Annotated in this window: 6 protein-coding genes and 1 pseudogene; 5 read left to right on the forward strand and 2 right to left on the reverse strand. The window is 51.2% G+C overall.

From position 1 onward, the window contains the following. The coding region (locus tag RJ38_RS05830) for an integrase core domain-containing protein (RefSeq protein WP_039017799.1) at positions 1–234 on the forward strand (234 nt) is incomplete at its 5' end. A 385-nt stretch (positions 235–619) separates the two neighbouring features. Here RJ38_RS05830 and RJ38_RS05835 read toward each other — a convergent pair. Continuing rightward, positions 620–1876 (reverse strand): annotated as a pseudogene (locus RJ38_RS05835) (IS256 family transposase). A 209-nt stretch (positions 1877–2085) separates the two neighbouring features. On the opposite strand from RJ38_RS05835, the gene RJ38_RS05840 reads away from it, so the two are divergent. Genes RJ38_RS05840 through RJ38_RS05855 form a run of 4 tightly spaced genes read left to right on the forward strand, consistent with a single transcriptional unit; the run spans position 2086 to position 6689 of the window. Next, complete coding sequence (locus RJ38_RS05840) at positions 2086–3234, forward strand: DegT/DnrJ/EryC1/StrS family aminotransferase (protein WP_039017959.1); 1149 nt, start codon at positions 2086–2088, stop codon at positions 3232–3234. After that, complete coding sequence (locus RJ38_RS18035; protein ID WP_052245221.1) at positions 3231–3932, forward strand: acylneuraminate cytidylyltransferase family protein; 702 nt, start codon at positions 3231–3233, stop codon at positions 3930–3932. Before RJ38_RS05840 ends, RJ38_RS18035 begins: the two co-directional genes overlap by 4 nt. Then, complete coding sequence (locus tag RJ38_RS05850) at positions 3883–5379, forward strand: GMC family oxidoreductase (protein WP_039017960.1); 1497 nt, start codon at positions 3883–3885, stop codon at positions 5377–5379. The genes RJ38_RS18035 and RJ38_RS05850 overlap by 50 nt, the downstream gene beginning before the upstream one ends. After that, positions 5376–6689: a 3-deoxy-D-manno-octulosonic acid transferase gene (locus tag RJ38_RS05855; protein ID WP_039017961.1), complete on the forward strand. Its 1314-nt coding sequence runs from the start codon at positions 5376–5378 to the stop codon at positions 6687–6689. The genes RJ38_RS05850 and RJ38_RS05855 overlap by 4 nt, the downstream gene beginning before the upstream one ends. Before the next feature lie 430 nt (positions 6690–7119). Here RJ38_RS05855 and RJ38_RS05860 read toward each other — a convergent pair. Then, positions 7120–7353, reverse strand: a 234-nt coding sequence (locus RJ38_RS05860) for an integrase core domain-containing protein (RefSeq protein ID WP_039017799.1), incomplete at its 5' end; no start/stop codon positions are given.

Consider the following 7353-nt stretch of genomic DNA (forward strand, 5'->3'; position numbering starts at 1 on the left):
GTTGGTGACAGCTATGACAACGCTCTAGCGGAAAGCACAATCGGTCTGTTCAAAACCGAGGTCATCGATTTTATGGGGCCTTGGAAATCTGTTGGACAGATCGAATGGGAAACCCTGAAATGGGTGAACTGGTACAACAAAAAACGCCTACACAGCAAAATCGATTACATCACCCCCCATGAAGCAGAGGAGAACTTCTATGAAGCCTTGAATGCCGCTGAAAAAGCAGCTTAATATTTGAACCAACAACTCTCCGGTAAAACCGGGGCGGTTCAATAACCCGCGCCGTCGCCACTCATCGCTTGGCGGGAAAAGTCCCTTGGCTTTTGAGCGAAAGGCCGCATAAATGAGTTCAGAGACCGGAACGTAAGCGGGACAAGACCACTACTGCTAAAAAGTTTTAGAACAAGAGTGAAAGCCTTTGCTAGGATGCGCTAGAGATACTGCAAGAAATTCTGCAATATGACAGCAGCCTTCGTGTTTGGTTGGATAGAGATATAAGCTTTGAAGTAGGTGGCGAATTAAGCGCAGACATAGTGTCATTGCCTCGCTTGGTTACGTCACGCAGTCATGAAAAGCTAAGTGATGGAGCTATGCCCAAAAGTTGGTGACGGCCTGATCAGGCGGCGTTTTGAAGTTGCTTGATCCCGTCCTTGAACTCAACCCCTCGAATGACTTCGGGCAGTCGGTTTGTGCCGCTGAGCTTTCGCCATTTCTTCTTGGCTGACATCATCAGCTTGAAGACCATGGCGAGGGCGGTTTTGCGGCTCAGGCAGCCCTTGGTTTTGCGTGTCCGATTGCGGACTGTGGCAAAGACGCTTTCAATCGGGCTTGTCGTACGGATGTGCTTCCAGTGTTCGGCTGGGAAGTCGTAGAATGTCAGCAGCACGTCGCGATCCTTGGTCAACTTTTTGACCGCCCGCTCGTATTTGACGCCGTAGGTTTTTACGAACAGATCAAAGGCCACGATGGCCTCTTTCTTCGTCGCTGCCATCCATATGTCTTGCAACCCTGCCTTGGCCTTTTCATGCATTGGCTTGGGCATTGCGCCGGTGATATTGGCCATCTTGTGAACCCAACAGCGTTGTTCTTTCGTCGTCGGCTACACGTCCCGCCGTGCGGTCCAAAAACCCATAGCACCATCCCCACAGGCCAGATCAGGCGCAATCGTTAACCCTCTTTTCTTCAGGCTCCCAAGAAGGTCTCGCCAGCTATCCGCGTTCTCGCGGAACCCGTCCATGATGCCAAGAACATCCTTGTTCCCATACTCATCCGCGCCAATAATAACCAACATACATTGACGATCATCATCCAAGCGCGGATTGAAGTAGACACCATCGGCCCAGATGTAGACGTAGCGCTTTCCTGACAGGTCGCGCTTGCGCCACGCTTCATACTCGTCCCACCAAGTCGATTTCAGTCGCGTGATCGTCGAGGCCGACAATCCATCGGCGTCCGGCCCTACAAGGGATGCCAGCGCCTCGCTGAAGTCTCCCGTCGAGATGCCTTTGAGATAAAGCCAAGGCAGAAGCTCTTCCACAGATTTGGCCTTGCGCAAATACGGCGGCACAAGCGAAGAATTGAATCGGATCTTCACACCATCCGCGTTTGATCCACGGTCGCGTACCCGAGGAACTTGGACCGTGACCTTGCCGATCCCTGTCATTACTTCGCGTTCCGGCAGAAACCCGTGGCGCACCAAACGCTGGCGACCTTCATCATCCAAAAGGTGCGCGTGCCCCTTTATAAACTCCGATACCTCCGCTCGCACCGCAGTCGCCAGAAGTTCCTGCGCACCCGCACAAAGAAGATCCGTCAGCGGATCAGGTGAAAAATCGCTTGGTTTTTCAAAGTCGATTACTGTATTGTTGGTCATGTGGCATATCCTTTTCTCAATGAGAATTGCGGCGTCCTAACAACGCCATGATATGCCGCCCATCTGGGCCGTCACCAACTTTCGGCTATAACTCCTTGTCCAAGTGACGTTGAAGTTATTGTGGAACTTCTGTAGTTCTATGCAATTGCATGGTTATGAAAACATAATGTCTCTGGGGGTGCCCCCCTTGACGAGGGGAGAAACAAGTAATGCCAGGTTTTGAGTGGATTGGCGAAGAAGAGCGCGCAGCTCTTAATGCCTTGATGGACGAAGGTGGGGTTTTCTTTGCTCATGGTTTTACGAGTATGCGCAAGGCTTACCATGTGCGCGAACTTGAAGCGCAATTTTGCGAACATATGGATTTGGGCAATGCGCTTTGTGTGTCATCGGGCACCGCGGCGATCAAAGTTGCCCTTAAGGCGATGGGCGTGAAAGCTGGCGACGAAGTTATCACCCAATGCTTTAACTTTGTTGCAGGTCTTGAAGCCATCGTTGATTGCGGCGCGACCCCAGTGATTGCCGGATCAGATGCCACTTTGAATATGGATCCAGCCCAACTTGAAGGGCTGATCACGCCAAAAACCACATGTATCATGCCGGTGCATATGTTGGGCGTGCCTGCGAAAATGGATGAAATCAACGCGATCGCAAAGGCCCATGGCATTCCCGTGCTTGAAGACGCCTGTGAAGCGGTTGGTGCCAAATACAAAGGTCAATTCGTAGGCGCTGTTGGCGATTTTGGGGTGTTCAGCCTTGATTACGGCAAGATGATCACCACCGGTGAAGGTGGTCTTGTTATTGCGAAGGGTCAAGACGATGCGGACACTGCGCGCCATTATCATGACCACGGTCACATGAACCTTCCCGATCGCCCCCGTGGACGCGATCGCGCTGCGATGCCGGGCTATAACTGCCGGATGAGCGAATTGAACGCTGTGGTCGGCAAAGTCCAATTGTCAAAGCTTGATCGCATCTGGGAAGAAACCAAAAAACGCTATATGGCCCTGGAAAAAGGGCTGTCAGATGTGTTGGATGGCCGCGCTTATCCACGGGACATCCCCGAGGGTGCGGAACCCACCCATGATACATTCATCTTCGGCACCAAAGATGATGATCTGCGCCAAGCGGTGATTGATCACCTGACACAAACAGGCTTTGGCACGAAGAACCTGCCAGACGCGATGGAATGGCATTGTTCGTTCTATTGGGAACAGTTTGATTTCGACATCAAAACCCAAGCCGCCGTTGACACCCAAGCCTTGCTGCTGGAACAGATCGCCATTCCCGTCATGCTGGGTATTGAAATCAGTGCCTATGAACAGCTTGGTCAAGAACTGGCTGCTTTGATCCGTAAATGACGACTTGTATTGTAATTCCAGCCCGGAAGGGGTCCAAGGGTCTCCCGGGCAAAAATACACGTTTGTTTCGCGGCTTCCCCCTGGTGGACTGGAGCTTGGCCTCCGGGGTTTGGCTGCAAGATCGCATTCCCAATGCCCAGGTAATTGCATCGTCTGATGACCCTGAGATCTGCGCCTTGGTTCACGAAAAATACGCGACCCAAGTTACATTTCGCGACCGTGACCCGGATCTCGCGTCAGATGTTGCGGGCATGGCGGGCGTCGTTTTGGATGCCGCACAAGAGGCCGATCAATACATCTTGCTGCAACCCACAACACCGCTGCGCTTACAGGCAGATTTGGCCGGGCTTTTGGCGGGCCTGTCACAAACAAACAGCGTGGCATCCTGCACCGAACCATTTGAGGCGCCCGAAGATGTGATCGAATACCCAACAGGTGTGCCGATCATCCAAGGCGACAAAACAACCTATCGCCAGGCACGCGATCAACAATTTGGTTTTGTTGATGGTGCTTTTTATGCCGGATCGGTATCGAAACTGCGCGACACAAATGCGTTTCTGCACCCCGATACCCTGTATTATAAGCAAGAAATCCCAATGGGCGCAGATATCGACACCGCTTTTGATTGGGCCATGACTGAGGCTCTGCATGATTGGCTACAAGATGATGGGGTGTCATTTGTCCGACCTAACCGCTGATATCGCAATTCTTGGCGGCGGCAGTGCCGGGGTTGAAATCGCCCGTATGGCCGCATTAAGCGGACAGAAGGTTCTGCTGATTGAACAGGGGCGCGCTGGCGGAAATCACCCTTTTCAACGCATTCCTCTGATGGTTGGAAAAATCATCGGAAACCCTCATTTTGTCGACAGCTGCGCCAGCCAACCCCAGGCCCCATTGAACGACCGTCAAACGCCGGTTCTGGCCGGACGTGGCCTTGGTGGTTCATCGCGTATCAACGGAAATGTTGCCTATACTGGCCCGATTGGTCGCTATCATAAAGTCTTCGCCCATCTGGGGTTGGATTTCACAAAAACACTGCTGGATATACGTTCGGATGCCCCTCGTGTTACCAGTTGGTATGATGGGTTAAGTCAAAAATTTATCAAAGCGGGCGAACATCATAGCCATGATCAGGATCTCGATTTCCTGGGGGCCGGCCATCTGTTTGTGAACACGAAATGGGGCCTGCGCCGCAATCATTTCGACCGTTTTAAAGCTGCGAAAAACGTAAACATCATCCATGCAAAAGTTGAAAAACTTCAACTTGAAGGTCGCCGTGTGCAATCAGCACTTCTGGAGGATGGACGCCGCATTCAAGCCGGGCGTTTTATTCTGGCATCTGGCGCTGTTGGCTCACCCAAAGTGTTGATGCAGTCGGGTATTGGCCCTGCGGATCAACTGGAAAAACACGATATTTCTGTGCAGTTGGATCAGCCACAGGTCGGGGCACATCTGAAAGATCACGCCAATATTCGCATTGGTTTTTCCTGTGACGGCCATGACACTTTGAACCAAAAGACACGCGGTATCCGGGCTTTTTGGGAAGGCGTGAAATACTGTATTCCTCTTCAAAACAGCGTCTTACGTGGGCCTGGGGCATCTGCGGGGCTTAACCTGGCCACGGGCGACCCCTATGAAGATGCCCTGCGTCTGCAATTGGTGCATTTCACCCAAGATCGCAGCAAAGTGGCGCAAAAAGGTATTCAGTTTGAACGCACACAGGGCGCATCCATTGGGATCTATCAGCTTTGGCCCAAATCCGAAGGCCGCGTTGCCTTGGGGCCGAATGGTGTAACGGTTGATCCTGGGTTTTTCTCAGACCCTCGTGACATAGCAGCCGCCACAGAGGGCGTGCAAAACGCGTGCGATTTGGTGACCAAGATGGGATTTCAAGCAGAAAACCTACGCGATGATCTCAGGGCTTTGGTCAAAGATCGTGCCTATTCTGGCTATCATTTGATTGGCAGCAATCGCATGGCGAACACATCACAAGACGGTGTGGTCGGGGCAGATTTTTCCGTTTTTGGCCTTGATAACCTTGATATCTGTGATGCCTCTGTCATGCCTGATCACCTGTCGTCCCATTCATATCTTCCGACAATTGCGATGGCACGCATGTATGGAACACAGGTCTTTGGCGCATGAAAAAATATCCCAAATCCATCATAGATCGCGCCTTTCTAGTGATATGGTCCCTGCTGTATCACGCGATATTGCCGCTTGGGATATTGTATTTCAAACGACGCGGACGCAAAGAACCCGTCTATGCGCAAAACCTATCAGAACGCTTTGGTGTGGGTCGCCAATTTGAACAAGGCGCGATCTGGATACATGCGGCTTCATTGGGGGAATTGCGCGCGGCCAAACCCTTGCTTGACGCATTTCTAGCCCGCGGCGAACGGATCATCTTAACCACCATGTCCGCCGCCGGAAATCATGAAGCCCACAGCGCATACGCACAGGCCATGACCGACGATCAATTGATCAAAGTCTGGTGTCCGCTTGATTTAGGTTGGGCCTTTTCGCGATTTTTTACGCATTATCGACCTAAATTGGGGATCGTCCTTGAGACCGAACTCTGGCCTCAGATGATCGCACAAAGCAATCACCACTCTGTTCCGCTTGTGATGCTTCAGGCCCAATACCCAGATGTGGCATATGCACGAGATAAAAAATGGCTACGCATGCGCGGTCGTCTTGCCACCGGGTTTAATCTGATCTTGGCGAAATCTGAACGCCATAAAGCGCGGTTTGAAACCTTTGGTGCCAATGTGGTTCAGGTCATGGGAGAAATGCGTTTTGAACAGCCGGTCCCGGACCACCATGTCGAGCAAGGGCTGGTGGCGAAAAACAAGATCGCGGGCAAACGTCGTGTGATTTGTCTTGCCAGCACAGCCCTTGACGAAGACGAGACCCTTATTCCAGTGGTGGCAAAACTATTGGGCGGCCCAAATCCGCCGTTGGTTGTTTATGTCCCCCGCCATCCAAAAGATTTTGATGCGAGTTATCAATCCCTGAACCAAGCCGGCCTAAAGGTTTCGCGCCGCTCAGACGTTTTGGATCACGATTTGAATTGGGTGGGCCCAACAGAATGCGACTTTCTATTTGGTGACTCTTTGGGCGAGATTTACTTTTATTTCGCAATGTGTGACTTCGCCTTCATTGGGGATACATTCAATAACGAAGGCTCTCACAATGTGATTGAACCCATGTGCTTGCATAAACCCGTTGTCATCGGGCCAAGCATGTGGGGCATTGAGTATCCCGGCATCGAAGCGATAGAGGCAGGTGTATTAACGAAAGTTGAAACCGGCGCCGAGCTCTTGGCCCATTGGCAGAAACATCTTGCTGCGCCCCCATCTGATCCGCGCATATCTGAGTTTTGTAAAAATCATGGCGGGGCAACCAGGCGCGCATTAGAACTACTTTCTAAAAGCGGATATATCGGGCCTTAAATCGAATTCCTTCGGGGTCCACCTCTCAGGCCTGAATAAGTTCAGATATACTCCGCTCACTCCAAAACCCGAAGATTTTGTTCTGAGATGACGCGGAAATTATCAGTGACCTGATTTCGGAAGTTGTGCCATTGCTCTGGGATAATTTTCCGAAAGAACTTCAGAATGGCTTCGGTAAATAGCTTTTGGGTGGGATAAGCCAGTAATTAGAGTCGTAGCTTACCGGACATGGAAATTACCCCCTTGCAGTCATGGTACTTAAGCCAAATTCAGGTTGCTAAGACTGTTGTCATTGTTGAGGCCCTTTCAAAAGCTTATGAAAGCGATTTTGAAGCTGGGTTGATAGTGCCTAGCCTTGTGACTGACCCAATTGTACCCCCGTTCGAGACTGAACCGCCCCGGTTTTACCGGAGAGTTGTTGGTTCAAATATTAAGCTGCTTTTTCAGCGGCATTCAAGGCTTCATAGAAGTTCTCCTCTGCTTCATGGGGGGTGATGTAATCGATTTTGCTGTGTAGGCGTTTTTTGTTGTACCAGTTCACCCATTTCAGGGTTTCCCATTCGATCTGTCCAACAGATTTCCAAGGCCCCATAAAATCGATGACCTCGGTTTTGAACAGACCGATTGTGCTTTCCGCTAGAGCGTTGTCATAGCTGTCACCAAC

The sequence above is a fragment of the Halocynthiibacter namhaensis genome, from assembly GCF_000812685.1.
GTDB lineage: Bacteria > Pseudomonadota > Alphaproteobacteria > Rhodobacterales > Rhodobacteraceae > Halocynthiibacter > Halocynthiibacter namhaensis.

What these genes read in the sequence shown, in the direction of transcription:
- RJ38_RS05840 (WP_039017959.1), top strand. Translation starts at nt 2,086, where the DNA reads ATGCCAGGTTTTGAGTGGATTGGCGAAGAAGAGCGCGCAGCTCTTAAT.
- RJ38_RS18035 (WP_052245221.1), top strand. Translation starts at nt 3,231, where the DNA reads ATGACGACTTGTATTGTAATTCCAGCCCGGAAGGGGTCCAAGGGTCTC.
- RJ38_RS05850 (WP_039017960.1), top strand. Translation starts at nt 3,883, where the DNA reads ATGATTGGCTACAAGATGATGGGGTGTCATTTGTCCGACCTAACCGCT.
- RJ38_RS05855 (WP_039017961.1), top strand. Translation starts at nt 5,376, where the DNA reads ATGAAAAAATATCCCAAATCCATCATAGATCGCGCCTTTCTAGTGATA.